The organism is Bdellovibrio bacteriovorus (assembly GCF_001592735.1).
GTDB lineage: Bacteria > Bdellovibrionota > Bdellovibrionia > Bdellovibrionales > Bdellovibrionaceae > Bdellovibrio > Bdellovibrio bacteriovorus_D.
The window spans coordinates 111,322-137,450 of record NZ_LUKE01000006.1; the positions used below are offsets into that span (position 1 = coordinate 111,322).

23 protein-coding genes are annotated in these 26,129 nt (G+C 45.5%); 18 read left to right on the plus strand and 5 right to left on the minus strand.

Annotation, left to right across the window (positions count from 1 at the left end):
• Nucleotides 1-131: 131 nt before the first annotated feature.
• On the plus strand, nucleotides 132-3,284 hold the full coding sequence (locus AZI86_RS17405; RefSeq protein ID WP_061836571.1) for an efflux RND transporter permease subunit: 3,153 nt from the start codon (nucleotides 132-134) through the stop codon (nucleotides 3,282-3,284).
• A 15-nt stretch (nucleotides 3,285-3,299) separates the two neighbouring features.
• Here AZI86_RS17405 and ygiD read toward each other — a convergent pair whose 3' ends face one another.
• On the minus strand, nucleotides 3,300-4,067 hold the full coding sequence (ygiD, locus tag AZI86_RS17410; protein ID WP_081111984.1) for a 4,5-DOPA dioxygenase extradiol: 768 nt from the start codon (nucleotides 4,065-4,067) through the stop codon (nucleotides 3,300-3,302).
• Between the two features lie 82 nt (nucleotides 4,068-4,149).
• On the opposite strand from ygiD, the gene AZI86_RS17415 reads away from it, so the two are divergent.
• The gene (locus AZI86_RS17415; RefSeq protein ID WP_061836573.1) at nucleotides 4,150-5,046 is read left to right on the plus strand and encodes a LysR family transcriptional regulator; all 897 of its coding nucleotides are present in this window, start codon (nucleotides 4,150-4,152) and stop codon (nucleotides 5,044-5,046) included.
• Here AZI86_RS17415 and AZI86_RS17420 read toward each other — a convergent pair whose 3' ends face one another.
• Nucleotides 5,047-5,589 carry a PilZ domain-containing protein gene (locus AZI86_RS17420; RefSeq protein ID WP_061836574.1) on the minus strand — a complete coding sequence of 181 codons (543 nt, stop codon included), beginning with the start codon at nucleotides 5,587-5,589 and terminating at the stop codon, nucleotides 5,047-5,049.
• A 202-nt stretch (nucleotides 5,590-5,791) separates the two neighbouring features.
• Between AZI86_RS17420 and ppk1 the strand changes: the two genes are divergently transcribed.
• Both ppk1 and sixA read left to right on the plus strand, forming a co-directional pair.
• Complete coding sequence (gene ppk1, locus AZI86_RS17425) at nucleotides 5,792-7,960, plus strand: polyphosphate kinase 1 (protein ID WP_061836575.1); 2,169 nt, start codon at nucleotides 5,792-5,794, stop codon at nucleotides 7,958-7,960.
• Nucleotides 7,961-7,963: 3 nt separating this feature from the next.
• On the plus strand, nucleotides 7,964-8,470 hold the full coding sequence (gene sixA / locus AZI86_RS17430; RefSeq protein ID WP_061836576.1) for a phosphohistidine phosphatase SixA: 507 nt from the start codon (nucleotides 7,964-7,966) through the stop codon (nucleotides 8,468-8,470).
• On the opposite strand, the gene AZI86_RS17435 is transcribed toward sixA, so the two are convergent.
• Nucleotides 8,457-9,380 (minus strand): Ppx/GppA phosphatase family protein, encoded by a 924-nt coding sequence (locus AZI86_RS17435; RefSeq protein WP_061836577.1) that lies wholly within the window; start codon nucleotides 9,378-9,380, stop codon nucleotides 8,457-8,459. The genes sixA and AZI86_RS17435 overlap by 14 nt on opposite strands.
• A gap of 38 nt (nucleotides 9,381-9,418) precedes the next feature.
• Here AZI86_RS17435 and AZI86_RS17440 point away from each other — a divergent pair, with 38 nt between their 5' ends.
• The 5 genes from AZI86_RS17440 to AZI86_RS17460 all read left to right on the plus strand — a co-directional run bounded on the left by AZI86_RS17440 (nucleotide 9,419) and on the right by AZI86_RS17460 (nucleotide 14,290).
• Complete coding sequence (locus AZI86_RS17440) at nucleotides 9,419-10,480, plus strand: hypothetical protein (protein WP_061836578.1); 1,062 nt, start codon at nucleotides 9,419-9,421, stop codon at nucleotides 10,478-10,480.
• A gap of 110 nt (nucleotides 10,481-10,590) precedes the next feature.
• Nucleotides 10,591-11,256: a phosphate signaling complex protein PhoU gene (phoU, locus tag AZI86_RS17445; protein ID WP_061836579.1), complete on the plus strand. Its 666-nt coding sequence runs from the start codon at nucleotides 10,591-10,593 to the stop codon at nucleotides 11,254-11,256.
• Nucleotides 11,249-11,953: a response regulator transcription factor gene (locus AZI86_RS17450; RefSeq protein WP_253716006.1), complete on the plus strand. Its 705-nt coding sequence runs from the start codon at nucleotides 11,249-11,251 to the stop codon at nucleotides 11,951-11,953. The genes phoU and AZI86_RS17450 overlap by 8 nt, the downstream gene beginning before the upstream one ends.
• Nucleotides 11,950-13,377, plus strand: a complete 1,428-nt coding sequence (locus AZI86_RS17455) for a sensor histidine kinase (RefSeq protein ID WP_061836580.1) — start codon at nucleotides 11,950-11,952, stop codon at nucleotides 13,375-13,377. The genes AZI86_RS17450 and AZI86_RS17455 overlap by 4 nt, the downstream gene beginning before the upstream one ends.
• A gap of 16 nt (nucleotides 13,378-13,393) precedes the next feature.
• Nucleotides 13,394-14,290 carry an RsmB/NOP family class I SAM-dependent RNA methyltransferase gene (locus AZI86_RS17460; RefSeq protein WP_253716007.1) on the plus strand — a complete coding sequence of 299 codons (897 nt, stop codon included), beginning with the start codon at nucleotides 13,394-13,396 and terminating at the stop codon, nucleotides 14,288-14,290.
• Nucleotides 14,291-14,675: 385 nt separating this feature from the next.
• Here the strand turns inward: AZI86_RS17460 and AZI86_RS17465 are convergent, their stop codons facing one another.
• Nucleotides 14,676-14,942 (minus strand): DNA-dependent DNA polymerase, encoded by a 267-nt coding sequence (locus tag AZI86_RS17465; protein WP_253716008.1) that lies wholly within the window; start codon nucleotides 14,940-14,942, stop codon nucleotides 14,676-14,678.
• Nucleotides 14,943-15,023: 81 nt separating this feature from the next.
• Here AZI86_RS17465 and AZI86_RS17470 point away from each other — a divergent pair, with 81 nt between their 5' ends.
• The 8 genes from AZI86_RS17470 to AZI86_RS17505 all read left to right on the plus strand — a co-directional run bounded on the left by AZI86_RS17470 (nucleotide 15,024) and on the right by AZI86_RS17505 (nucleotide 23,344).
• Nucleotides 15,024-16,304, plus strand: a complete 1,281-nt coding sequence (locus AZI86_RS17470) for a DUF814 domain-containing protein (protein ID WP_061836581.1) — start codon at nucleotides 15,024-15,026, stop codon at nucleotides 16,302-16,304.
• A gap of 112 nt (nucleotides 16,305-16,416) precedes the next feature.
• On the plus strand, nucleotides 16,417-17,358 hold the full coding sequence (locus tag AZI86_RS17475) for an ABC transporter ATP-binding protein (RefSeq protein ID WP_061836582.1): 942 nt from the start codon (nucleotides 16,417-16,419) through the stop codon (nucleotides 17,356-17,358).
• The gene (locus AZI86_RS17480; protein WP_061836583.1) at nucleotides 17,355-18,128 is read left to right on the plus strand and encodes an ABC transporter permease; all 774 of its coding nucleotides are present in this window, start codon (nucleotides 17,355-17,357) and stop codon (nucleotides 18,126-18,128) included. Before AZI86_RS17475 ends, AZI86_RS17480 begins: the two co-directional genes overlap by 4 nt.
• A 2-nt stretch (nucleotides 18,129-18,130) precedes the next feature.
• Entirely contained in the window at nucleotides 18,131-19,669 is a 1,539-nt protein-coding gene (locus tag AZI86_RS17485; RefSeq protein WP_061836584.1) for a GldG family protein, read from the plus strand.
• Nucleotides 19,669-20,637, plus strand: coding sequence for a DUF4340 domain-containing protein (locus AZI86_RS17490; protein WP_061836585.1), 969 nt, complete (start codon nucleotides 19,669-19,671; stop codon nucleotides 20,635-20,637). The genes AZI86_RS17485 and AZI86_RS17490 overlap by 1 nt, the downstream gene beginning before the upstream one ends.
• A gap of 1 nt (nucleotide 20,638) precedes the next feature.
• Complete coding sequence (locus tag AZI86_RS17495) at nucleotides 20,639-21,631, plus strand: GHMP family kinase ATP-binding protein (protein WP_061836586.1); 993 nt, start codon at nucleotides 20,639-20,641, stop codon at nucleotides 21,629-21,631.
• A complete protein-coding gene (locus tag AZI86_RS17500) occupies nucleotides 21,577-22,509 on the plus strand; it encodes a DUF429 domain-containing protein (protein ID WP_157684758.1) in 933 nt (310 codons plus the stop codon). Before AZI86_RS17495 ends, AZI86_RS17500 begins: the two co-directional genes overlap by 55 nt.
• 16 nt (nucleotides 22,510-22,525) lie before the next feature.
• Complete coding sequence (locus tag AZI86_RS17505; RefSeq protein ID WP_061836587.1) at nucleotides 22,526-23,344, plus strand: class I SAM-dependent methyltransferase; 819 nt, start codon at nucleotides 22,526-22,528, stop codon at nucleotides 23,342-23,344.
• Here the strand turns inward: AZI86_RS17505 and AZI86_RS17510 are convergent.
• Entirely contained in the window at nucleotides 23,341-24,279 is a 939-nt protein-coding gene (locus AZI86_RS17510) for a CorA family divalent cation transporter (RefSeq protein WP_061836588.1), read from the minus strand. The two genes, AZI86_RS17505 and AZI86_RS17510, sit on opposite strands and share 4 nt — an antisense overlap.
• Before the next feature lie 1,181 nt (nucleotides 24,280-25,460).
• On the opposite strand from AZI86_RS17510, the gene AZI86_RS19530 reads away from it, so the two are divergent.
• Nucleotides 25,461-26,117 carry a penicillin-insensitive murein endopeptidase gene (locus AZI86_RS19530; protein ID WP_437340148.1) on the plus strand — a complete coding sequence of 219 codons (657 nt, stop codon included), beginning with the start codon at nucleotides 25,461-25,463 and terminating at the stop codon, nucleotides 26,115-26,117.
• Nucleotides 26,118-26,129 lie beyond the last annotated feature (12 nt).

Here is a 26,129-nt window from a genome sequence, read left to right on the forward strand (position 1 = left end):
AACTTTCTTCGGTTGCTAAGGGGGGCGAATTGGCCCTAAAATTTCAATAGTTTAGAAGGCAGCGTTAAGGTGCAGATGATTCATGACTATTTTACATGAATTGCCTACGATCTTATTCCTTAGGGGTGTTTATGAGGGTGTCCGATATTTCGATCAAAAATCCAGTATTTGCTTGGATGTTGATGTTTGCGTTGATGATCTTTGGGGGGATTTCTTGGTCTCGCATGGGGGTCAGTCAGCTACCGGATGTTGATTTTCCGACGGTGACTGTGAGTGTTACTTTGCAAGGTGCAGCACCCGAAGTCATGGAAACGCAAGTGGTTGATCCGATTGAAAGCTCGTTGATGACCGTCGAGGGAATTCAGTCCATCAAGTCGAGCAGTAAAACGGGAAGTGCTTCGATCACGGTGGAATTTGATTTGGATCGCAATATCGATTTAGCCGTGCAAGACGTGCAGGCAAAAATCGCGGGCGTGCAACGCTTGCTTCCGGACGATGTGGATCCTCCCACGATTTCAAAAACCAATCCGGATGATCAGCCGATCTTATGGTTGGCGCTCACTTACGACAAAAATGATCCTGAATTCCTGATGCGCTATGCGCGCGATTATTTGAAAGATCGTTTTACGACTGTTGAAGGGGTCGGCGATATTTTCTTAGGTGGCTATACCGATCCAATCATGCGAGTGCATGTTCGGCCAAAGGATCTGATTCGCTATAATATTTCTGTCAATGACGTCATTGATGCGATTAAAAGCGAGCATGCGGAATCGCCGGGTGGTTACATTCAGACGGAAAAAAAATCTTATAACGTCCGCACTTTGGGGGAAGCAAAAACGGAAGATGAATTCCGTGCGCTTGTCATCAGTAAACGTGCCGGACGTGGGGTGGCGGATCCGACCAATATGGTGCGTATTCGTCAGGTCGCCGATGCTAGCATGGGTTTAGATAAGATAGAACGCATGTCGCGCTTTAATGGTATTCCGGCCTTGGGAATTGGTATTCGTAAGCAGCGTGGAACCAATGCCGTAGCTGTGGCGAAAAACGTGAAAGAAAAAATGAAAGAGATTCAGCCTCAACTTCCGGAGGGCATGAAGATCCAGGTCAATTTCGATAGCACCAAATTTATTGAACAGTCCGTCGGAGAATTGACTCATCACTTGATTTTAGCGGTGATTTTCACCTCGATTGTATGTTGGATATTCTTGGGCAGCTGGTCGGCCACGTTTAACGTTTTGCTTTCGATTCCTACCTCGCTCTTGGGGGCGTTCATCGGTCTTTATTTCCTAGGCTATACATTGAACACTTTCACCCTTTTGGGTTTGACGTTAGCTATTGGTATCGTGGTCGACGATGCCATCATGGTTTTAGAAAATATCTTCCGCTATAATGAAAACGGGCGGGGACGAATTGAGTCGGCGATCTTAGGCGCCCGGGAAATTTCGTTTGCCGCCATGGCGGCCACCGCCGCGGTTATTGCCATCTTCTTACCCGTGGCCTTCATGAAAGGCATCGTCGGTAAGTTCTTTATGCAGTTCGGGGTGACGATTTCTTTAGCGGTGTTCTTGTCGCTGATTGAATCTTTAACGATCACGCCGATGCGTTGTGCGGGCTTTGTTCATCACGGTGAAAGATCCACGCGCATTGGTCGTGGTTTTGAAAATTTCATGGTGTGGTTAAAAGTCAGTTATGAAAAATGGTTGAAAAGTGTCTTAAATCATCCATGGTGGACCGTTGTCGCGTCGATCATTTTTGTCGTCGTGTCTTTTGGTTCGATCAAGCTGCTCAATAAAGAAATGTCGCCAGCACAAGATCAAAGTCTTTTCATGGCGCGTTTGATTATGCCGGTGGGAACTTCGCTTGAGTATACGAACTTGCAAACACAAAAAGCTGAAAAATGGTTGATGGAGCAACCGGAAGTTAAGCAAGTCTATGCGGCGATTGGTGGATTTGGGGGCGGGGTTTCCGACGCCAATATCACCATGATGTTTGTGACCTTAAAAGACAAAGGTCAGCGCGGGATCAACAAAGCCAAGGGCAAAGAATTGTCCCAACAAGAATTTATGCAAGTCGCACGTGAAGGGCTGTCTAAAATCGAAGACATGCGTCCGGTTTTATTAGATTTATCGCAAGGTGGTTTTTCAGGTGGCCGTGGTTACCCGGTAGAGTTCACGGTCTTAGGTTCTGACTGGGAAAAACTTGCTAAATTTAACACTGAAATTATGAAACGGATGAGCGAGAGTGGTTTGATGGTCGACGTGGATTCCAATTACCTATTGGGTATGCCTGAAATCCAAGTCCGTCCTAATCGCTTAGAGTCCGCCCAGCACGGTGTTAGCGTGGCCGCTATTGGAACCACGGTGAATGCGCTCATTGGCGGAGCCAAAGTCGGTGAGTACCAAGTGGGTGGTCATCGTTACGACATCAAGGTGAAGCTGGTGGATCAGGGAGATCCCATGGGCGAGATTAAAACTTTGTTTGTCGGAAATGTGCAAGGTAACTTAATTCCGATGCCCAAGGTGACCAAAGAAGAAATTGGTTCCAGCTTGCAGTCGATCTCAAGATCCAACCGTCAGCGTGCGATCACGATCACCGCAAATTTGAAACAAGGCGTTTCTCAGCAAGATGCCATGGCGAAAGTGGACCAGATAGCCAAAGACGTTTTAGTTGAACCCGGTTACATGATTGAGCAAGGTGGAAGTTCAAAAACTTTTAAAGAATCTTTCCAAAGTTTGATTTTTGCCTTGGTCTTGGGTTTGATCATTGCCTACATGGTCTTAGCAAGTCAGTTCAATTCGTTCATTGATCCGATCGTGATTTTAGTCGCGTTGCCATTTAGTTTTAGCGGAGCATTCTTTGCACTTTTAATCACTGGTCAGTCATTGAATATGTATTCGATGATTGGTTTGTTGTTATTGATGGGGATCGTGAAAAAGAACTCGATTCTATTAATCGAATTTACGAACACCGTGCGAGACCGAGGAACGCGTGAAGCCATGGCAGCACTGATTGAAGCGTGTCCCATCCGCCTTCGTCCGATTTTGATGACGTCCGTGGCGACAATTGCGGCGGCAATTCCCTCGGCGACGGCAACAGGGGCAGGATCTGAAACCATGCGCCCGATGGCGATCTGCTTGATTGGCGGGGTTTTTGTTTCAACAGCCTTGACGTTATTTGTTGTTCCGGCGGTTTATCTGTTGATGGATAAATTCAAAACACGCGATGAAGTGCGTGAAAAAACCAAGCAGGCTTTTGCGGCCGTGGGTAACGAAGCTCTGGAATAAACCAGAGCTTCGCTTTTAAGAATACAGCACCGACCGCATTGAAAGACTTCCCATCGCATATCCTTGATAGGGATAGGTTAAAACGTCATCCTGGGTGGTGGCGCCCACCACATACAGAAGTGGCAGATAATGTTCCGCGGTCGGAACTGAAAGTTTTGCGATATCACCTAAGTCTGCATAGCCGGTGAGCGTTTTTTCATCGCGAGCTTCCAAAGCTTTTTTGATCTGTTGATCAAACTCTAACCCCCACGAATAAACGCCGTTAGGTTCTTTCCAATTGATGGCGCGTAGGTTGTGCACGATATTCCCAGAACCCAAAATCAAAACACCTTCTTCGCGCAAAGTGCGAAGCTTTCTGCCGGTTTCTAAATGTTCTTGCGGCGATTTTTTTGCATCTAGGCTGAGCTGATATACAGGGATGTCAGCCTTCGGATACATGTGAACTAAGACGGACCACGTGCCGTGGTCTAAGCCCCATTTTTCACTTAAAATCGCGTCGCCCAAAAGTTCTTGAGTGCGTTTCGCCAGAGCAGGCGCCCCGGCTGCGGGATATTCAATATCGAAAAGAGATTTTGGGAATCCATAAAAATCATGAATTGTCGGTGGTTGGGTATTTGCGAGCACTTGCGTGCCTTCGGTTTCCCAATGCGCAGACACGGCTAAAATAGCTTTTGGACGAGGAAGATCTTTTCCCAGTTTTTGGAAACTTTCCGTCACCGTATTTTGTTCTAAGGCATTCATCGGTGACCCATGGCCAACAAAAAGAGCAGGCATTTTAGACATAAAGACCCCTTCCACTGTCATAAGTATGCCGTGGTTTTGATCGTTGCGAAAGATAACAAAGACAGGATACACTGTTTTATATATGGAACAATTTGATCTTAACCAAATTCGCAATTATGTCCGATTAGTTCAAGCTGGCAGCTTTACTAAAGCCGCGGAAATTTTAAAGCAGCCCAAGTCGCGCGTCAGTCGGCATTTGGCCGCTTTAGAAAAAGAATTGGGATTGCAGCTGGTGTATCGCACCACCAGACAGTTTCAGCTCACAGAGGTGGGACGCGTTTTTTACGAAAGAGCCCGCGGTTTGGTCGAAGGCCTTGAAGCCCTGTCTTCGGAAGTGGTGGAAAACACCAGTGAGGTTTCAGGTTTGATTAAAATCACGGCGGCCGATGATGTGGGCGTTCGCCAATTGCCAGCGGTGTTGGATGAGTTTTCAAAACTTTATCCGCAAGTCCGCTTTGAACTTTTGCTTTCACAGAGCTATGTGGACTTGGTGAAAGAATCCGTGGACGTGGCTATTCGCATTGGCGCGCTTAAAGACAGCAGTTTGCGGGTTCGTCGCATTGGAACAGTGAAAAGCATTTTTGTGGCAACGCCCGGTTTGCTTGAGCGCTATCGACAGTGGGAAGATTTAAACAGTTTAGAATCTTTGCCATTTATAGGAATGACCAGTTATCCAAAGATTGAATTCTGGCGCAGCGGGGATTCCAAAAAATTTTCGATCAGACCTAAGATGGCCTTCATGGCGAACAACCCAAGTTTTCAGGTGCAGATGGCGCTTCTGGGAAAAGGTGTCGCGTTCGTACCTGAATTTTTATGTCAGGAACATATTCAGTCGGGTCGGTTGGTGCATATTCATAAGAACATGCGTGGCAATGAAGTTCCGATAAGTCTTGTGATGCCTGAACAAAAAGAAGTTTCTCTCAAGGTAAAAAAATTCACCGAATTTGCGAGTAAGAAATTAAAGGATCTGTATTCCTAATTATTTAAGTATGTCTAAAAGCATTTTGTAAATGCCGGAATAATCGTGGCGGAAGAGATTTGAAAGAGTCCATCCCCACATTGTTCCAAAGACGACCATGCCGAAAAGTTTCGGCCAGCCTTCAGCTGTCATGGGTTTAGATTTACGATTAAGTAGATCGTCGATGTGCCCGCGATCTTGCGCTTCTTTAAACTTGCGCGCTAAGCCTTGAGCGAGAACAATTCGTTGGGACATTTCCAGTTTATAAAAATGAACACCCACCAGCATTTCGCTGGAGGTGATGTTTTCTAAACGAGTCACGATTCCGTAACACGCCATCTGGCGCGAACCGGGAGGCGTGAATTGGATTTTAATGACTTCGCCTAAAAGCGGGCACAGATCTTCCGGAGCGGTGAAGGCTAGTCCAGTCAAAGAGACATTTTTAATCTCCGTGCCTTCCTCCCACGGTGTTTGTTTGGGCCCGGCAACACGCACTAAGCTGTCGTCTTCCGTATTCAGAATATATCGAGGTGATCTACCGTGATAGCGAGCTAGACTGGTCATGATATTCTTCTCGGATTTTTTACAAGTCACCTGAAGGTGGAAAAGACCTTGGTCTCACTTTGGGACACAAAAACCAGAGGTCAAGACAAGATTGCGTTATGCCAAGAACCAGGGCCAAAGTTTTTGCAATCCGCCGAGTTTAAGAAGGCTTTGCCATAGGAATGCGTTTATTGTGAAATAAAGACTCCTTAAGGAGGAGTCCTTGAATTCAGTCAAAGCGACCGCACCCAAACGCACTTCAAAAAAGAAGTCTACGCGGGCCCGTAAGGTCCAAGAACATCCTTTGTCTTCTGAAAGCCTTTTTACCAATCGGGAGATTGGGTGGCTTAATTTTAATCGCCGGGTTTTGGCGGAGGCTGAAGATGCGCGCAATCCGCTTTTGGAACGAGTTCGCTTTTTAAGCATTTCAGGTTCTAATCTAGACGAATTTTTTATGAAGCGCGTGGGGGGACTTAAGCGCCATGTGGCCTATGGAGTTTCCCCCAAATCCGCGGATGGGAAAACGCCATTATTTCAGTTAAACGAAATCCGTCAGCTGGTAAATCCCATGTTAAAAGACCAGGCGAATTGTTATCTTAAAAATTTAAAACCTTCTTTAGAAAAAGAAGGAGTTTTTTTACTTTCTTGGGCAGAATTGTCAGATAAAGAAAAAGACTCGGTAAAAAAATACTACAACCGCAATGTCTTTCCAGTGCTAACGCCCTTGTCCGTGGATCCGGGACATCCGTTCCCGTTTATTTCAAATCTTTCAATCTCTTTAGGGGTGACGCTAAAACACCCTAATAGTGAAGAAAAACTTTTTGCGCGCGTAAAAGTTCCTAAGGTTTTAGCTCCATGGATTTGTGTTGATCCTGAACAAACAGCCTTGCGCTTTATTAGTTTGTTAGAGGTGATTAAAGAAAATTTGTCGGATCTTTTTCCATCGATGCAAGTCTTAGGGGTGATGCCTTTCCGTTTGACCCGCAATGCAGATTCCGATCAAGACCAAGAAGATGCCGAAGATTTATTAGAGGCGATCGAAGAAGAGCTTCGGCAGCGTCGCTTTGCCGAAGTCGTGCGCTTAGAGCATGGCCCTAAGCCGGATCCTTGGATGCTTAAGTTCTTAATGGAAGAGCTTGAAATCACCGAAGAGGATGTTTACGAGCTTCCGGCGATGATGGATTTTACCGATCTTGGCTTTATCGCGGATGTGAATTTACCTAAACTCAAATTTGAACCGTACACGCCCGTGGTCTCACCGGCCTTTGCCGAAGATGGTGTCGGTATTTTTAATGCCATTAAGCTTGCGGATCAGTTGATCCATAATCCGTATGAAAGTTTTGCCGCCTCGGTTGAGAAATTTATTCGCACGGCCTCGGAAGATCCTAAAGTCTTAGCCATTAAAATGACTTTGTATCGCACGGGGGACAACAGTCCCTTTATTCGCTCTTTGATTCGGGCCGCGGAACAAGGGAAGCAAGTGGTTTGTTTGGTGGAGCTTAAGGCGCGCTTTGATGAAGAACGAAATATTTATTGGGCCAGTGAACTTGAAAATGCGGGCGTGCATGTGGTGTACGGGGTGGTGGGGTTAAAGACTCATGCCAAAACCGCCTTAGTTGTGCGTCAAGAGCAAGAAGGCTTGCGCTGTTACGCGCACATCGGAACCGGAAACTATAATGTCGCGACCTCAAGATTTTATACGGATTTAGGATTGCTTACGGCTAAAGAAGAAATCACGAGTGACGTGGTCGAGTTCTTTCATTACTTGACGGGAAGATCTTTAAAGACGAACTATCAAAACTTATTAGTGGCCCCCGTGAACATGATTTCTCGCTTTAAAACCATGGTTGAAAGAGAGGCCGAACATGCCCAGGCCGGTCGTCCTTCGCAAATTATAGCGAAATTTAATAACTTTGAAGAAAACGACATTGCCGTAGCTCTTTATGCTGCCTCACAAAAAGGGGTGGATGTTGATATGATCGTGCGTGGGTTTTGTTGTTTAAAGCCCGGTGTTCCGGGGATGAGTGACCGCATCCGTGTGCGTTCGATCATTGGTCGTTTCTTAGAGCATTCACGCCTTTTTTACTTTCGCAATGGTGCCAAAGACCCGGTGGACGGAGAGTTTTATATCGGCTCTGCGGATTGGATGTACCGCAATCTTCATGCACGCGTGGAAGCCATCGTTCCGATCTTGGATCGCAATTTAAAGGAAAAGTGCTGGGAAATCTTGCAACTGTTCTTAAAGGAAAAGCGCCAGGCTTGGATGATGAATTCCGACGGCAGTTACAATCGCGAAGAATCAAATGATATTGGTATTCATCAAACAATGATGCAAATGGCGAAATCTCGGGTTAGCCTTGTGGAAGAACCACATCAAGAAGGGGAACACTGATCCGTGGAACTGATCATCATTCGTCACGCCGTCGCGGAAGAACGTGAAGATTTCAAAAAAAAGGGCCTTGAAGACAATCTTCGCCCGTTGACCTTAAAAGGTCGTAAAAAAATGCAGAAGGTCTGTGTTTATTTGCGCGATTTTGTCGAAGAATTGGATGTGATCGTCACCAGTCCTTTGGTTAGAGCCCGGCAGACGGCCGAAATCATTTCGCAAATTTATTATGACACCAAGGTGATTGAGACACCGGAGCTTGTTCCCCAAAGCCCGCCGCAGGCTTTTCTAAAATGGTTGCGTGTGCAGGGGCGTAACTATCGCCGCGTGGCCGTGGTGGGGCATGAGCCGCATATCAGCAGTTTTGCTAGCTATATGCTTTCCGGAAAGTTAGAAAGCTTTATTGATTTCAAAAAAAGTGGTGTGATCGGTCTTGAGCTGGAATCTTTCGCGCAGGCCGAAGCAGGCAGTGCGCAGTTGATGTACTATCTTCCACCTAAATTTATCGTTGATTAGAAATCATTGAATACACCAAACCATCGCGCAATCCGACGCTAGGGATAAGAATCTTTTCCGTTTCTGACTGGCGCATGATGGTTTGTACTAAGACCGCCGCTGGCACGATCACGTCGGCGCGATCGGGGCGCATATTTAGTTTTTCAATACGATCTTTGATTTTAACGGGTCGGAGGCGATCGATGATTTCCGTTAACTCGGCCAAAGTTAAAAAAGTGTGCGGGCTTTTTTGTAAAAGCTGAACTTTTAATTTTCCTAAGGCCTCAAGATTTCCGCCGGTACCGATCGCAAAATCCACCGTGTCGTGATCACTGTTTTGATAAATATGAGGACCTAAATCTTTGAGGAACTCACCCATTAAAATATTCAGGTGGGATTCGTTGAGATTGCGTTTTGCCAAGGTTTCAAGCATTCGGACCGTTCCCATGGGGAAAGACTTGGTGGCGATCATCTTGTTGCCTTCCGAAAAAGTGACCTCCACACTGCCACCACCCACATCAATCAACATCGTTTTGCGATTGTCGAGTTCCAGCTCCCGAGTGACGGCCAGGTGAATCAAGCGTCCTTCCTCGGTGCCGTCAATAATTTCGATGTCGATGCCCGAGCTCTTTTTAATCTCTTTTACAAACTGATCGCGGTTTTTGGCCTCGCGGCAAGCACTGGTGGCTACCGCGCGGCAGACAGGCACATTGAACTCTTTGTTTGTTTGGGAGTAACGATGAAAGGTGGCTTTTGCGAATTCTATTGATTCCGCGGTGATCACGCCTTGCATGAAAACGTCGTGCCCCAGGCGGACGGCCGCTCGGTAGCGCTTGATGACTTCGATTTTTTTGGTCTCTGGATGGATATCGGCAATCATCATGCGGATGGCATTGGATCCGATATCAATCGCCGATACACGACGAGCCATTAAATCTCCCTTTGGCAACAGTATATAAAAATGGCAGCATGAGGGACATGAAAAAACACAGTCTGTTCATTTTATTTTGTATCTTAGTGGGATCTTCCGCTCACGCTTTGTCAGAAATTGAAATCGGTGGTGAGCTGGACGCAAATTTTACTTTATGGAATCTCCCGACGGGGCAGCGCGGGGACTCGGCCTTTGAAATGCCATCCCTGTTTTTGGATTTAGATGCGCCCTTGAAAGATGACAATCTTTTGGTTTTCCGTCTTGAGGGCTCTGAAGAACAAAAGACAACAAATGAGCGTTTCACGGTCAAAATGCGTGAGGCCTACTTGGATCTGGTCAGTATTTTTCAAGGAATGCATGCCCTTCGCCTGGGGTTGATCCCTCAAGTTTGGCAGGAAGCGCAGTATGAATCCTATTCGTATCGATTTTTGGGGCGTGAAGCTTGGTCCATCACGGAAAAATGGAATTACCTGAGTCCTTCAGATTTAGGGGTTTCTTTTATGTCGCAAATGCCGGCGGATTTAGGGGAATACGCGATCACTTTGGCCAATGGCGAAGGTGTTAAAGAAAAAGAACAAGGCCCCCATAAAGAGGTGTCCTTGTTTGGGCGATTTGTCTTTAATGAAAACTGGGGTTTGAACCTGGGGTATGTCCGTGGAAATTATGAAAAGTATGGCGAGGATGAAGGTTTAAAAGAGCGTGTTCAGGCTTTGATTTCGTATCAATCTGAAAATGCGGGTGCGGGTTTAGAGCTTTTGTATGCTCAAGATGCGGCCGATGCGTTTGCGGATTACAACCTGGCAGAAGGTGTCGATCTTTCGGGTCTGGCGGGAAGTTCTGTCCGCGGACAAGGTGCCAGTCTGTTCACCACATTTAAAACGGGACCCTTGGCGGAATTGATGTTGCGGTATGACTATTTAAATGCGGCGATAGGTGAATCTGGTAAAGATATGCAAACGGCTTTGATCTCTTTAAGCTACTTAGTTAGCTCAGATATCCGCATGGCCTTGATGACAGATTACACATGGTACGCGGCGGAGTATGGCCCTGGGGTCCGGGATCAATCTAAAATAGCCTTAGCGTCACAGGTTCTTTTTTAGCATTCCCTTTTAAACTGTTAGGATTCTGTTAGAATCCTAAGAGATGCCGTGTTAAGCGGTGTTTTTCTTTAATTAATAATTATAACAAGGCAAGCCCTGAGGATGAAACCATGGAAAGAGCGATCGATAACCGCATTGAAGACTTAAAGAAAATGATTCTTCTTATGGGTGGTCACGTGGAGAAATCTTTGGCTCAAGCCATTGCGGCTCTTTTATCACGGGATCTTTCCGCCTTTGAACAAGTTCACGCGATTGAAAAGCTGATCAATGAAGATCACATCCGCGTGGATAATGCTTGTATGAACATCCTGGCTAAACAGGGGCCTGTGGCTAAAGATCTTCGTTTGGTTTTGTCGGTGATTAAGATCAATAACGATCTTGAGCGCATGGGCGATCAGGCCGTGAATATATCTCACTCTGGTAAAGATTATTTGTCTCGTAAACCGATTCAAGCTCAGCTCAGCGACATTCAAAGAATGTCGGAAGTGGCGGGCAAGATGGTGAAGGGTTCTTTAGACTGCTTCGTGCGTGAAGAGTGCGAACAGGCTAAAAAAATACTTTCGATGGATGACGAGTTGGACGCTTTGAAAAATAAAGTTTTCAAAGACGCGATCGCTCACATGAAGGCGCATTCCGACGATGTCGAAGCTTGTATGGATTTGATTTTAATTGCAAGAAATCTTGAGCGCTTGGGGGATCACGCCACCAATATCGCGGAAGATGTGATCTTTGCCTTTACCGGCAAGGATGTTAGACACGGAGGAAAGTTTGGCTGACAATTCAGTTCACGTATTGGTGGTTGAAGACGAACAGGAAATTCGCGAACTCATGGCTTTGCATCTTTTAAGACAAGGCTATAAAGTGACGGAGTGTCCTTCGGCGGAAGAGGCTATCAATGAACTGAATCGCGACAGCGGTTACCAAGTCTTTGTCTTAGATTGGATGCTACCGGGAATGAGTGGCGTCGACATTATCGGAAAAATCAAAGCAAAAAATCCGGAAAGTTCTGTCTTGATGGTGACGGCCAAAACCGAGCCTCAAGACGTGGTCGAAGGTCTGGAGAAAGGGGCTGATGATTACATCGCGAAACCTTTTCATCCGTCGGTGTTTATTGCCCGAGTAAAGTCCCTTTTGCGTCGTGCGCAACATAAAAATTCGAAAGCTCCGGACGAATCAGAATACTCCATGGGCGGATTGCGTATGAACTTTAAAACATATGAAATCAGCTTTAAAAATGAACCTCTTCATTTAACCCCTTCGGAATTCAAACTTTTGGGCTCTTTGGTGCAAAACGAGGGTTGCGTTTTGACCCGTGAACAATTGATTGAAAATATCCAAGGTGAGGGGATCAATGTGGTCGGTCGGACGATTGACACGCATGTTTTTGGATTACGCAAGAAGTTAGGCGAGTGGGGAGATCGAATTGAGACTATCCGTGGAGTAGGATATCGGGTTAAAGTAGATCTCGCATGAAGCGATTTGTACGATTCCCATGGCGATTTTTCTGGAAGTTCTTCTTTTACCAGTTGGTGATTTTTAATCTTCTATTTATCGCCGTTATTTCGACGATCGACGTTCGTTATCGTGTTCGTCCGTGGGTTTATAACGAAGCTTTATTAAACTTCTTTGTTTTCAGTATCATGATGGCCGCGTTCACTTCGTACCGTTTTACGCGTCCGATTCAGCGTCTGACCTTAAAGGCTTTGCGTATTTCTTCAAAACGCATCTACGGAAGCTTGGTAGACCCTCAAGATGATGACCTTTTAGAAGACGAGCTGGGCGACGTGTCTGAATTGGATGTGGCGCTCAATCACATCCACCGCAAAATGAAAAAGCGCAAGTCGCAGTATCTGCAGGCCCAAGAAGAATCCCAAGCCTTTATGAGTGCCGTGGCGGAAGGCCTTATCAGCGTCAGCATGGATGAAAAGATTCTTTATTTTAACTCGCAGTTTGCCGCTCAGTTTTTAACAAGTGATCAACTGCAAGTGCCGGTTTTACGTTTAAGTGAAGCCATTCGCTCTTCGGATGTTTTAGAAGGCTTTAGTCGCGCGATCAATGACGGCAAAGGAAATCGTTTCACCGTGCGGTTAGCGACTTTGGTGGACAATGCTCCAAGGTATTTTGCGGTGTCGGTAAATCCGATTCGTAATGCCAAAACCAAAGAGATTTATGGCGTCGTAGGTATTTTCCATGACATCACGGATCTTAAAAAAGTGGAACAAGTGCGCATTGATTTTGTCGGCAATGCCTCTCATGAGTTACGCACGCCACTGACTTCGATCAAGGGTTACGTTGAAACTTTGAAAGAAGATGTTAAGACCGGGCACATGGATCAAGCCGGGAAGTTCTTAGATATTGTTTCCCGCAACATTGATCGTTTGATGGATTTAGTGAATGACCTACTGTCCTTGAGCACTTTGGAGTCTCACCCTGAGTTGCGTATGGAAATGATTCATCCGTTACAAATTTCTGAACATATTGTTTCTGAAATGGCTGTGTTGGCCGCAGAAAAAAATATCGCCATTCGGGTGATCGGGGAAGTGCCGCCGTTTATGGCTGATGCCGGTAAGGTGGAACAGGTTCTTCGTAATCTTGTTTCGAATGCGATCAAGTTTATTCCGGCAGGAAAAACTGTGCAAATTCGTTGGGAAAGCGATGGTCCCAAAGCTGTCTTGTTGAAGGTGATCGACAACGGCCAAGGGATTCCCGAAGAACACTTGGATCGTCTGTTTGAAAGATTTTACCGTATCGATAAAGGGCGCACTCGTGATGCGGGCGGTACGGGCCTGGGATTGGCTATTGTGAAGCATATTATGCAAAGCCATGGCGGTTCGGTAGCGGTTAAAAGCAAGCTAGAACAAGGCAGCGAATTCATCTGTACCTTCCCAATAAAATAGCGTAATGATGGGGTGCATGATTTCGGAATCGCACCCTTTCTATCTTTATTTTCAAAAAATTTATGGTGAGCGTTGGCCTGCTTTGTTTACGGCTTTATCTAAGCCAGAACAACAGGTGGCGCGCGAAAATATTTTAAGTCCGGTACCCGCGGGGGCTTTGCGAAAATGGCAAAGTCTACCAGTGAAACCAGAGCTTTCTGGCTGTTATTGGTTGTCACCGGGTTCGGGTTTTTCCCCAGAGCGCAATGAAGACGAATTATTAGATGTCTATGTCATGGATCCGGCTTCGGTGATGGTGGCTCGCGCTTTAGATGTCCAACCTGGTGATCGGATTTTAGATATGTGTGCGGCGCCCGGTGGAAAAAGCTTGGTGATGATTGAAGCTTTGCGAGAGGACGGAGAGATCTTTTGCAATGATCTTTCGCCAGAGCGCCGCGAGCGTTTAAAAAAAGTCATTCAACAATATGTTCCGCGAAATATCCGTGATCGCGTGTGGGTGACCGGAAAAGATGGCGTGCAGTTTGGATTAAAAGAACCAGGTTCTTTTGATCGTGTTTTGCTCGATGCGCCTTGTTCGGGGGAGCGACATATTTTAGAAAACACGACGGCTCAAGAAGAGTGGAGTCCCCGTCGCACGGAACACTTGGCATCGCGGCAGTATTCGTTGCTGGCTGGAGCGTTGCTGGCCACGAAAGTCGGCGGCAGAATTGTTTATTCGACGTGTTCCATCAGTCCGGCTGAAAATGATGATGTCATTCGCAAGCTTTTGAAAAAGAAAAAGTCTGCGGTGCGCTTGTTGGAAGCACCGTTAGGTGTAGGCGGTGAGCGCACGGAGTTTGGCGTTGCTTATATGCCAGACACTTGTGGATTTGGTCCGCTGTATTTTTCCGTGATTGAAAAAGTGGAAGAGTAGTGTCCGAAATTCGATAGTAGGGATAGTTCTGTAATTTCTGTATTCGTTCTAAGCTAAGAACCAACATTGCAAAAAGAAAAAGCGGCCTCAATGACCGCTTCTTATGGATAAGAGTCCCTTCTGACAAAGGAGACTCCTATGGATAGTAATCACAACCACAGTTGTGTTACTCTTCGGCTTTCTTGGGAATTTCTTAAGTTGGTTTTGTTAGTAATTTTATTATTGCTAACATCCTGCGGATAGAATCCTAAAAGACACCATGGGCTTAACAACTGAATTAATTTGATAAGTTTTGACGAGTGGGCGCGTCGGGCTGAAAACCCGGGATAAAACTCACGGAGGATAAAGCGGTTTTTGAGGCCACCTGTGGGTGGCTCATTGGTGACTAGTTGTCGTCTAATTGACGGAATTTGTGACGGCGGTATTCTTCTAAAGTCAAAAAGCCGTAGGTTTTTTTGCGATAAATCTCGATCGCTTCTTCTTCGATATCGGTTAAAACGTCGTCCAAAAATCCCAATGGAATTGTTCCGGTTTTTGTCAGTTGCAAGGCATAAAGATGCACAACCTTGCGGATAAAATCCGGTGTCTTTTCCTTAAGATTGGAAGTTTCACGTAGCTGGGTTTCGACGATTTTTATTAATATCTCTGTCATACCTAATTCATATCGGTGATTCTTCGGTCATTTTGAGGATCTTGATAGAAATTTGGACCCAAGGATGCCAGAATAGGACCCATGAAAGCCCTGACCCAGCAAGAGCTGCAACATTTTATAGCCTATTTTGCGCCGATTTTAGACGGCGCCCAGTTGCAGGATGTGCAAGCCAATGACCGAGGTCTGGCTTTAGGCTTTCAAGGGGACCGTCGCTATTGGATGATCCTGGACCTTCTGCCGAACACCCCGATGATGCTCGTTTTTGAAGAAGAATGTCCTTTTCAAAAAGGCCTTAAGGGAAAACCTGTCGGCTTATTTTTAAACTCCCACGCCAAAAATCTTTATCTGACCGAAATGACCGTGCTGGAAGAATATGGCCGCGTGGTGCGCCTGATGTTGCGTAATTCTTCGTTGGATTGTGAACTTGAGATCCGGCTGATTCCTAAACAGGCCAACTTTATTGTGCGTGCTAATGGAAAACAAATTTCTTGGGATAAAGTTTTAGAGTTAGGGGCGGCTCCGCCAGTGGAAAACCCACCAGCACCTCGCACGCTTGAAGAAATTCATGAAGAATGGTTGGGCGAACAAAAGGGCGGAAAAAAGCCAGCACAAGATCCCGTCGCGCAGTGGGAAAAACAAAAGGCTAAAGACTTAGAAAAAAAACGCAAAGCGCTTGCTGAAATTCAAAAGCAAATCGACAGTGATGAAGATCAGAAGTGGGCTTCTGCGGGAAATTATTTGAAAGAAAATGTGATGGAGGGAGCGGCTTTATTAAAGCGTCTTCCGCCCGAGCTTACAGCTTATGTAAATTTAAAAGAATCTTTAAGTTGGAATATCGAAACTGCTTTTGCGAAAGCTAAACAGTTAGCGGGAAAACGCGATGGCGCACGCGAGCGGTTGGTAGAATTGGCTGCTGAGATTTCTAAGTTGGAAAACAGCCGGTATTCCGCCAAAGCCGTGACGGCAAAGTCTTCATTGCCGGATTTGATGAAAAAAGCCGAAGCTCGGGGCCGAAAACTGCATTTAGATTCAGGGGCCCTCGCTTATTGTGGAAAATCTGCCGCTGACAACTTAGCTTTACTAAGACAGGCCAAAGCCTGGGACTATTGGCTGCATCTAAAAGATTATCCGGGGGCGCATGCGATTATTCATCGACAACGTGATCAATTGATCCCGGACCTAGAAATTCAAGAGGTCGCCGAATGGTTGGCTAAGGAATCTTTGTCGTCAAAATCCTTAAATCTTGGTCAAAAAGTTGCCGTGGTGATGGTGGAATGTCGTTTCGTGCGTCCGATCAAAGGCGATAAGCTGGGCCGGGTGAATTACCATTCGGAAAAGACTTTTAATTTTATTATGAAATAAAAGTCGTCCTTCATCCCGCCTGAGGCAACGCCGAAGAAAACGCATGTCATTACCCCTTGACTGGGGGACTCACCGGTCTAAAATTTTCCAATCGTTATCGAGGGAGTGAAGCGTGATTGTAGTTAAAGACCTCACCAAAGATTATGGTCCGCGTCGGGCCATTAATAAGCTTAATTTCACAGTCAATAAAGGCGATGTGGTTGGGTTCCTAGGACCGAACGGTGCTGGAAAATCCACAACCATGAAAATCATCACCGGATTTATGGCGCCAAGTCATGGGACGGCCTCCGTGGCGGGCTTTGATGTTTTCGAAGCTCCCTTGGAAGTGAAAAAACGCATCGGGTATCTGCCAGAGGTTCCGCCGGTCTACAGCGATATGTACGTTCGTGATTATTTAAAATATGTTGCGGCTCTTAAACAGGTACCGAAAGAGAAGATTGAAAAGTTTGTGGCCAACGCGATTGAAAAAACAAACCTGGGCGACGTGCAAAAACGTTTGATCCACGGATTGTCTAAAGGTTTCAAGCAGCGCGTGGGCATTGCTCAAGCCATCGTCTCGGACCCTGAGGTTTTGATCTTGGATGAGCCCACTGTGGGACTTGATCCCAAACAAATGGCCGAAATTCGTGAGCTGATAAAAAGTTTAAAAGGTCAGCATACCATTATTCTTTCCACCCATATTTTACCGGAGGTGGAAGCGACGTGTGAAAAGGTCATCATCATCAACAAAGGTGAGATCGTTGTTGAAGACAGCATTCATAATTTAGAAAACATGGAAAAAGGCCAAAGCCGCCTGCGCATTCGCGTTCGTAAAGACGTGGATGACATGAAAGCCCTTTTGCAAGACGTGCGCGCCGTTGTGGGTGTGCACTTGGGGGCTTCGCGCAAAGAGTGGAACTTAGATGTGCAAGGCGGGGATGAGGCCTTTGATGCCATTTCAGCAAAGATCGTTGGCCAAGGGTATGGCTTGGTCGAGCTAAGTCCGACGAAAACAGACCTTGAAGATGTCTTCTTGAAGATGACTTACGGAAAACAGCAGGGACGTGAAGTATGAGTGGCGTGATGACGATTTTTAAAAAAGAGCTTAAGGGTTTTTATTTCAACCCCACGTTTTGGGTGATCTGTTTTTTGATCAGTGTGATCTTTAGTTGGGTGTATCCGATTCAGCTCAATCTTTTTGCGCAGTTGTTGATGAACTTCGTGATGCAACAAGGCGTTCCGCAAAATCAATTAAATATCCATTATGGCGTTTTCTTAAGACAGCTTTCATATTTAAACTTACTGCTCATTTTTGTTGTTCCGGCGCTCACCATGAAGCTATTTGCGGAAGAAAAAAAGTTACGCACCTTTGATTTGCTTTTAACTTCACCGGTAACGTCATTTCAAATCGTGTTGGGTAAGTTCTTGGCGGCTTTGGGCGCCATAGGTGGAATTGTATTATTGGCTTTCTTATATCCGCTGGCGACTTCGGTGATGGCGACCGTGAATTGGGCGCCGCTGTTGATCGCCTTTATGGGGATTTTTCTTGTGGGGGCGGTTTACGCAGCAATGGATCTGTTTGCGTCTTCATTGACTGAAAACAGTATTGCCGCTTACGTGACTTCGGTGATGTTTAACGTTTCGATCTGGTTTATTGGTATTGGTTCAGAAGTCGTCGACGGCGAAAAAGCCCGTAAGGTTTTTGAACATGTTTCGTTAAGCAGCCATCTTTCAAGCCTGGTTGAGGGAACGGTTCGCACGAATGGTTTGATTTTCTTTTTAAGCATCATCGTCTTGTTCTGCTTTTTGGCAGAGCGAGTGGTTGAATCTTCACGTTGGAGATAGGCATGAGCAAATTAGGAAAAATTTCATTTTTATTTGCCGGAATTTCATTAGTTTGTATGTCCATCATCCGCTATATCTTGGGCGAGTGGGTTCCGTTTTGCTGGTTGGCTTTAGGGTTGACCGTGTTTTTTATCGCCGCCGGCATGGTGAAGGATCGTGCTTTCTTTAAAGAATTCTTTACGATGAAAACAACCAAGGAAGGCATGAGCATGGGCGTTTTGATCGTTTTGCTTATTGCGGTTTTGGGAATCGTGAATTATCTGGGTGTGAAGTATTATAAAACGTGGGATTTTTCTACTTCGCAAACCAACACGCTTTCACCACAATCCATTCAGATCGTGAAGTCCTTAGACAGCGACATGAAGGTTTTGTTTTTCTATAAAAAGGGTGTGGAAGGAAACGAAGAAAATCGTCGTTTGTTCCGCGAATTGATTAAAAAATATCAAGACGCGAGTTCTAAAATTCAATTGGACTTCGTGGAAGTCAATGAGCGCCCTGATCTTTCTAAGGAGTATGGTGTAGACAAGGGCAGCGGCGTCGTTTTCCTTGATTACAAAGGCCGTCGCAATCGCATCGAAAAAATTGACGAACAAGAGTTCACCAGTGCTTTAGTAAAAGTAACTCGAGAAAAGAATAAGACGATTTATTTTACGGTGGGGCATGGTGAAAAAGATCTTAACGAGGCCCGGGAGGGCTTGGGTTTAGGTTCTTTAAAGGTCATGCTTGAAAATAACCGTTACACAGTCAAAGAACTGGCATTAGCGCAAAATCCAAAAATTCCCGCGGATGCAGATGTGATTGTTGTCGCGGGCCCTTCACAAGGGTTTCAAGATTTTGAAATCGGGGCCTTAGAGCAATATCTAAAAACCGGTGGCAGTTTGTTTTTGGCGATGAAAACGCAGACCAATACGGGTTTAGAAAAACTTTTAGCCAAATTGGGATTGGTTTTAGAAAACAATAATGTCATGAATTTAGTCGACACCGTGATGGGCCGTGGTGTGAATCAAGGTCCAACGATGGGCGTGATATTTTCTGAAGAAAATAAGATCACTAAAAGTTTTGGTCGAAACGAGATCACTTTGTTCCGCAATCCTCAAGGGATTAAAACAGCGAACGTGGGGCAAGGTATGGTTGTTGAGGACCTGGTTAAAACCGGTCCTAATGCCGTGGCATTTAAAACTTTACAAATCACGGGCGAACCACCTGAGGGCACCTACACACTGGTCAGTGAAGTCACTGGTCATTTCCCGGGAGCGGCGGCGGATGCAAAACCGTTTTCGGTGATCGTGGCAGGTGATGTTGATTTCATGGCAAATCAAATGCTTTATCAAAACCTCAATCGTGACTTGATTTTAAATTCTGTGGCGGCGTTAGCCAAAGAGGAAAGCTTGATCAGTATTACACCTAAAGAGGCGCAAGCCACGCAGTTATTGCTGACAGAAACGAAGTTTGCGATTTTCCTTTTTGCTTTTATCATCCCGCTGCCATTGATCTTGTTAGGCACAAGCATAGGTATCTGGGTTCGTAGGAGAAACGCCTAATGAAACTAAAAGGACGCACAATACTTGTTTTATGTTTATTGGTTTTCGGTGGCTACGCGGCTTTTGATCATTTTCAAGGAAAGCTCCAAGAAGACAAAAAAATGCAAGACTCGCGATTGATGACCTTGAACTTTGAGCAAGTGAACGAAGTCCTTATTGAAAAAGGCGACCAGAAGACGGAGCTTAAGCGGGATGTTGACGGCTGGCGTATGGAAGTCCCTCTGAAAGACAGTGCTGACAGCGAAGCGGTGGATGATTTAGTTAAACAGGCCTTTACGGAATCCATCGTGGAAGTGGTTAAAGAGGGCGAAGGTATTGACTGGAAACTTTATGGTCTGGATGCGCCCTTAGGGACGATCACTTTTAAAACCACGGACGGAAAACAAAACCGTTACGAGGTTTCGTCGATCACCAATTTTGAAGACAACGCTTTTCTGCGTCGTGATGGCGAAAATCGCGTTTTACTGGTGAACTCAATTTGGCAGGCCCGCACCGGAAAGGCGGCGATGGAATTTCGGGATCGTCGTCTGCTTCGTCATAAGATTGCATCGGTGGATGAAATCAAGCTGCAAAATGCGAAAGGCCTGGTTCATTTGAAACGCCAAGAGGGTGTGTGGGTGATTCCGGGAAAATCAGATTTTAAGGTAGATCAAAATCAGGTTCGCTCGGTATTAACCGCTATCGCTGATGCCAAGGCGGCCGAAATTTTATCTGATCCTAAAAAAGGCCCTGCGGTAAAAGAGCTTTTCACATTGAACCTGGTTTTAGATGCCAAACCTTGGGCGGCCAAAGTAGGCCAAGCGGCAGATAAAAAAATATTTGCAAAGGTGACGGAGCCGGATTTCTTAATGAAGATGGAACCAGGTGCTGTCGATAATTTCATTGAAATGACAATAGAGCAGTTTAAGGAAAAACCGCCAGAAAAACCTCAGTTTGAAACTGAGAAAACGCAAAAGAAAGAAAATTAGAATGCAGAAGATCGTTGTAAAATCGCCGACACGTGTGGATTTAGCGGGCGGAACTTTGGATCTGTGGCCTTTGTATCTTTTTATCCAAGGAGCATCGACGGTGAATGTGGCTGTAAGTATTTATACGACAGCCGAAATCACTCCTCACGACGATACGACGATCGAACTTGAGTCGGTGGACCTTAAAATTAAAAAGAGCTATAAAAATCTTTCGGAAGCCTTGGCGGACAGCGATCCGAAAATGGCCTTGTTGCAAACGCAATTAAGATACTGGAAACCCCAAAAAGGCTTTTCTTTAAAAACATCTTCAGAAAGTCCGGTAGGTGGCGGCTTGGGCGGAAGCTCTAGTCTGACGATCAGCTTGATGAAGGCGTTTTCGCAGTTCTGTGGTCGTCCGTTTAAAGATGTTCATCATATGGTTCATGTCGCTCATAATATTGAGGCTGAGATGTTAAACACCCCGACGGGCACGCAAGACTATTATCCGGCGGCGTCGGGTGGGATCAACTTGCTTCATTATGATTATGACGGCATCGAACAAATGGTCCTGCCCATTCAACACACTTCATTAGCTGAAAAGTTTATGTTGGTTTACACCGGTAAAGCACATCATTCTGGATTGAATAACTTTGAAGTGATGAAGGACTCGGTCGCTAAAGACGCGGGCACCTTGCAAGCTCTTAAAGACCTCAAACTAATCGCCTTGGAAACTGAACTTGCCGTACGCAGTGGGAAATGGGACGACCTGGGAGAACTTTTCCGTCGAGAGTTCGATGCCCGTGTTCGTTTGGCGCCGGAATTTTCAAGCCCCGAGATCCGTAAGCTTGCCGAAGTCTCTTTGCAGAATGGGGCCGAGGCTGTTAAAATCTGTGGAGCGGGAGGCGGCGGCTGCGTCTTAGTTTGGTGTCCTCCCCACAAGCGCGAAGGAGTCGCTCTAGCATGCCAAAAAGCCGGCTTTCAGGTGATGGACGCAAAACCCGTCGATCCCCTATAAAGAAAACAACTACCAAGAAGAAGGTCGTTAATAAAGCGGCCTCATCCCATGCCGGTGAAGTTTATCGCTTTATCGGTATTTCTTTGGGCGGTGGTAAGACCGACAAGGCTTGCGTGGCGGTTATTGAGTATTATCCCAAGCACGGAAAAGTTTTTTTGTCGCGACTGGTGGAAAAAATCAAAAGCGACGAAGTTCACTCGGCCGATTTTAAGATTCAGGAAATCATTCGTCAGTATCCGGGTGAAATTCGAAGCATCGCTTTTGATGTGCCTTTCCATTTTCCGAATTGCCTTAACTGCGTGGAAGGTTGCGAGGGGATTGAATCGTGTCCTTCCGAACATGTGAAGTGGATGTGGGAGTACACCCGCAAATTGCACAAAAAGAAAAAGCCCCGAAAACTATTTACACCTTACACGCAACGTTGTGTAGAAATGTACGTGTCCACCGAACTGGAAGAGCCTTTTAATATGCAACATGCGATGGGCTCTAATACAGCGCCGCTGTTGGCGCGTGCGATGTATTTAAAGCAGCGTTGGGATATTCCGTGTATTGAGGTTTTTCCGAAGCTTTCTGTTTGGCGGGTGGGTCGATCTTTAAACGTTATGAAGAGTCATCTGCGTTTTCATAAGCACTCAATTGGCGGTGATGAAAGTCGGCGAGAAATTTTACATGCCTTGAGTTCTCACAATATCGCCTTTGTGTATGATCAGGACGTCAAACTGATGATTGATAATAGTCACGCTTTTGAATCGTTTATTTGTGCTTTGACGGCCTTTTTAGATTACAAAGGATTGACCGAACCCAGACCGGAAGGCTTTCCAGAAAACGAAGACTGGATTGCTTTTCCGAAGTCGTCTATAAAATGGAATGGGTTTTAGTAAATAAGGAGTTCGTATGTCGACGCCTGATTTTCCCTATCTTCATGGTTTTAGTCCCGTAGAACAAGCGCGCCTGCGTAAGCAAGCACGTTTTGGTGAATATACGGTCTATCAAAATATCAATTTCGCGAACGTCAAAGACATTTTAGAGGTGGGTTGTGGGGTCGGAGCGCAATCCGAAATTCTGTTGCGTCGTTTTCCGGATATTCATTTGACTGGAATTGACCTTAGTACCAAACAATTAAGTGCGGCTCGCGAGCGCCTGAGCAGTCTGCAGAATATGGCAGGACGGTTTAATCTTAAAGAAATGAATGCCGCCAAAATGGATTTTGAAGCCAACTCTTTTGAGGGGGCCTTTTTATGTTGGATATTAGAACACGTTCCAGATCCTATTCGTGTGCTTTCTGAGGTTCGTCGTGTGTTGCGTCCGGGGTCACAAGTTTACATCACCGAAGTCATGAATTCGTCTTTTTTCTTAGATCCGTATTCACCCAATGTATGGAAGTACTGGATGGCCTTTAACGAATACCAATTGCAACAAAAAGGTGATCCGTTTGTGGGCGCTAAGCTTGGAAATTTTTTAATGCAGCTGGGATATAAAGACATCCAAACCGAAATAAAAACTTGGTTCTTAGACAATCGCACACCACAAGCACGCAAAGATTGCATCGAATACTGGGAGGAGTTGCTTTTGAGTGCCAGTGACCAATTGGTCGCGGCCAACTATGTGTCGGAAGACGTGGTTGAAGGCATGAAAGAAGAGATGTCCCGGGTTGCTAACGATCCTAATGCCGTCTTTTTTTATTCTTTTGTTCAAGCCAGTGCCAAGACCTAGTCTTTTTCTTGAAGGACGTCTTTTTTCATCCATCCTTTGCGATAAATCCAATAGGTGATTGCTAGGACGACCAGGATCATAAAACCCAAGGTGATGTAGTAACCATGGGGTTGTTTTAGCTCCGGCATGTACTCAAAGTTCATGCCGTAAATCCCCGCGATAAAATTTAAAGGTAAAAAGAAAATCGAGAATACGGTCAGGACGCGCATCACTTCATTCGTCCGAAACGAAGCCTCATTGGTTTTTTGTGACATCAACGAAAGATGAAGATTCAAAAGCCCCGTGATTTGTTCGTAAATCTCTGAAGAATAGAAAATCAATTTATCTAAAGGTTCTTGAACCAGATAAATATCTCTTTGCGAGATGTCGATGACCTTGGGAATTTTTAAAAGTATATCTTGAGTGAATTTAAAGATCTTGCGATACGAAGAGGCTTTACGTTTAACGATGTATCCTTCGCGCAGAATATTTTTGCGCATCAATGAAAAAACACGGTCTTCGATGACATCTGATTTTTCATCAAGTTTATCTAATTCAGGTTCAAAGCTACGCAAGGTTTGCACGGCCAAGCCACGCACCAATTGTGTCAGTGTCATTTTATCGACTTGCGCGCGTTCTTTTTTGGCATTAATACAAGGCAGACTTAAGCGATGAATGGTCAATACAAAATCGTGCCCCACAAAAAAGACAAGCTTGGTAGAAAGTTCCTGCATGGTGACGGCATCTGGTTCTGCGCCCAGATCTTGATGTCTTAAGATAAAGAACATGCTTTTTTCAAAGAACTGACACTGCGGCAGATGTTCGGGGTCCAAGCAAGTTTGCACCGTGTTTACCGGTAAGGAAAACTCGGCCGCCAGGTTCGTTAAATCCTCGGCAGAAGGCGCTTCCACATCGATCCATTTAAAATCAGCAAACTCTTGTTCAAATCTCTTCATCCTTTAAATTATTCAATAGCGGGCTCTTGAACGCACGCCGTTTTGCGGCACCTGTGTGCAGTTCTTTGACATAATTGCGACGGCAGTCTCAATTAAGGACGTTTGCACGAAGCATGGATCCTGCATTGAGCCTGGCCAGGATGAAAGATTTTTTGGTTCGTACCCTCATTATTATCCCTCTGCTCTCTGGTGGCTGTGCCCCGGAGGCCCGTCGTAATGCGACGAAAGCATCCGAGCCTGTCGAAGTCGAGACGACTTATGAGCCACCACGCCCCACAATTGTTAAAGAAGAGGGCTATAAGATCGCTCGCGGCGCCACCAAGCTTAAAGATATCCAGGCGAAATTTGATGAAGAAACTCGATCTATGCGTTTAAGCGGGGCCATTGAATATCTTCCGGCCCAAGGCGGAGCATATCGAAATATTAAAGTGGATCTAGTGGGTCTTTTGAAAGATGGTTTTATTGTTCTTAAGCCTGAACCAGGATCTGACATCGATGAAAAGGTCACGGTGGCTGCTAAAGCGACATGCTTAAGTGAGGAAGGCACTTGTTCGTCCTCGTTTATTGATATTTATCTTTACACCGACGGCATTGTTTACCATCACCAAGTGGAAACCAAAAAACCGAAAAAAGAAGCCCCTCCCGAAAAGGAAAAAAAACCAGAAGTAAAAAAGGAAAATTCTCCTAAAAAAGATCAAGAAGTGACTCCGGCAACACAAACCGGTGAAAGAATGCGTCGTCCAGAAAAGGACGATATCATCCTCCAAGAAGATGACTATGATCGATATGGCGACCAGTCCGCTGAAGATGACGGGGAAGAAGAACACGAAGACCATGAAGAGTCTGAAGAGGATGGTCAATACGTCGGAACGGTCAGTGAGGATATCGAAAAGATCTTAAAAGTGAAGCCCGAGCTAGAGCGTCCGCAAACCAAGGAAGAGCGGGACGAACGCGCCGAGAAAAATAAAGAAGAACCGGAAATAGAAAATGTTCCGGTGCCATTGCCTCGTCCAAAGAATCCAGAAAAAAACGAGGACTCCAAGAAGGTGGATCCTAAAAAAGAGGATTCGAAGAAAGAAGAACCTAAGAAAGAAGAACCGAAAAAAACTGAACCCAAAAAAGAAGAGCCGAAGAAGGAAGAGCCTAAAAAGGAACCAGCGGAAACCGTAGAAAAACCGAAAATGGTCGCGACTCAATCTATTGGTGCGGTGAATTCGGGTCGCTTAGAAAATGCGGTCAATATCCTTAATTGGCAAAAAGAACATGCGCCCGCAGGTTTCAATGTGATTCGCCCTTTTAGAAAAACTCATTTTGCCACCAATGAAATGGCTTACATTCTTCGAATTATCGGAAAAACAACTTTGAACACGGTTCCGAGCTATGTTGTTCCGGTGGGCGATATTTCTTTAGAAAAAGGTGGCACCATTTACAACGACCAGGGGAAGGCGCGACATAAATCTCATAAAACGGGTCGTGATGCCGATGTGGGGTATTATTACGAAAACAAAACTTTGATGACGAACTTGTTTTCGGCCGTCAAAAATAAAAAATCTTGGATGCCCGAGCAGCAATGGGCACTTTTTAAAACGATCGTCCGCACTCAGTATATCGACCGCATCTTTGTTCATCCGGCGCTGAAGCGTGAACTGTGTGATGTGGCCATAAAAAAAGGCGAGATCGATAAAAATGCAAAATCTGGTGTGGCGTTTGAAACTTTACGTCGCTTGATCCCGGACTCAGGTCATGACACCCACTTCCATGTCCGTGTTAAGTGCTCCAAGGCTCAATACGCCTGTAAGCAGATGGTAGATCCCGAAGCAAAAACCGGATGTTTTTGACGAATCCCCGAA

Coding starts and splice junctions, on each gene's coding strand:
- phoU (WP_061836579.1), top strand. CDS start 10,591: ATGGAAAGAGCGATCGATAACCGCATTGAAGACTTAAAGAAAATGATT.
- AZI86_RS17490 (WP_061836585.1), top strand. CDS start 19,669: ATGAAACTAAAAGGACGCACAATACTTGTTTTATGTTTATTGGTTTTC.
- AZI86_RS17510 (WP_061836588.1), bottom strand. CDS start 24,279: ATGAAGAGATTTGAACAAGAGTTTGCTGATTTTAAATGGATCGATGTG.
- AZI86_RS17500 (WP_157684758.1), top strand. CDS start 21,577: ATGCCAAAAAGCCGGCTTTCAGGTGATGGACGCAAAACCCGTCGATCC.
- AZI86_RS19530 (WP_437340148.1), top strand. CDS start 25,461: ATGGTCGCGACTCAATCTATTGGTGCGGTGAATTCGGGTCGCTTAGAA.
- AZI86_RS17455 (WP_061836580.1), top strand. CDS start 11,950: ATGAAGCGATTTGTACGATTCCCATGGCGATTTTTCTGGAAGTTCTTC.
- AZI86_RS17405 (WP_061836571.1), top strand. CDS start 132: ATGAGGGTGTCCGATATTTCGATCAAAAATCCAGTATTTGCTTGGATG.
- AZI86_RS17480 (WP_061836583.1), top strand. CDS start 17,355: ATGAGTGGCGTGATGACGATTTTTAAAAAAGAGCTTAAGGGTTTTTAT.
- AZI86_RS17470 (WP_061836581.1), top strand. CDS start 15,024: ATGAAAGCCCTGACCCAGCAAGAGCTGCAACATTTTATAGCCTATTTT.
- AZI86_RS17465 (WP_253716008.1), bottom strand. CDS start 14,942: ATGACAGAGATATTAATAAAAATCGTCGAAACCCAGCTACGTGAAACT.
- AZI86_RS17415 (WP_061836573.1), top strand. CDS start 4,150: ATGGAACAATTTGATCTTAACCAAATTCGCAATTATGTCCGATTAGTT.
- AZI86_RS17505 (WP_061836587.1), top strand. CDS start 22,526: ATGTCGACGCCTGATTTTCCCTATCTTCATGGTTTTAGTCCCGTAGAA.
- ygiD (WP_081111984.1), bottom strand. CDS start 4,067: ATGTCTAAAATGCCTGCTCTTTTTGTTGGCCATGGGTCACCGATGAAT.
- AZI86_RS17460 (WP_253716007.1), top strand. CDS start 13,394: ATGATTTCGGAATCGCACCCTTTCTATCTTTATTTTCAAAAAATTTAT.
- AZI86_RS17440 (WP_061836578.1), top strand. CDS start 9,419: ATGAGGGACATGAAAAAACACAGTCTGTTCATTTTATTTTGTATCTTA.
- AZI86_RS17485 (WP_061836584.1), top strand. CDS start 18,131: ATGAGCAAATTAGGAAAAATTTCATTTTTATTTGCCGGAATTTCATTA.
- AZI86_RS17435 (WP_061836577.1), bottom strand. CDS start 9,380: ATGGCTCGTCGTGTATCGGCGATTGATATCGGATCCAATGCCATCCGC.
- AZI86_RS17420 (WP_061836574.1), bottom strand. CDS start 5,589: ATGACCAGTCTAGCTCGCTATCACGGTAGATCACCTCGATATATTCTG.
- AZI86_RS17495 (WP_061836586.1), top strand. CDS start 20,639: ATGCAGAAGATCGTTGTAAAATCGCCGACACGTGTGGATTTAGCGGGC.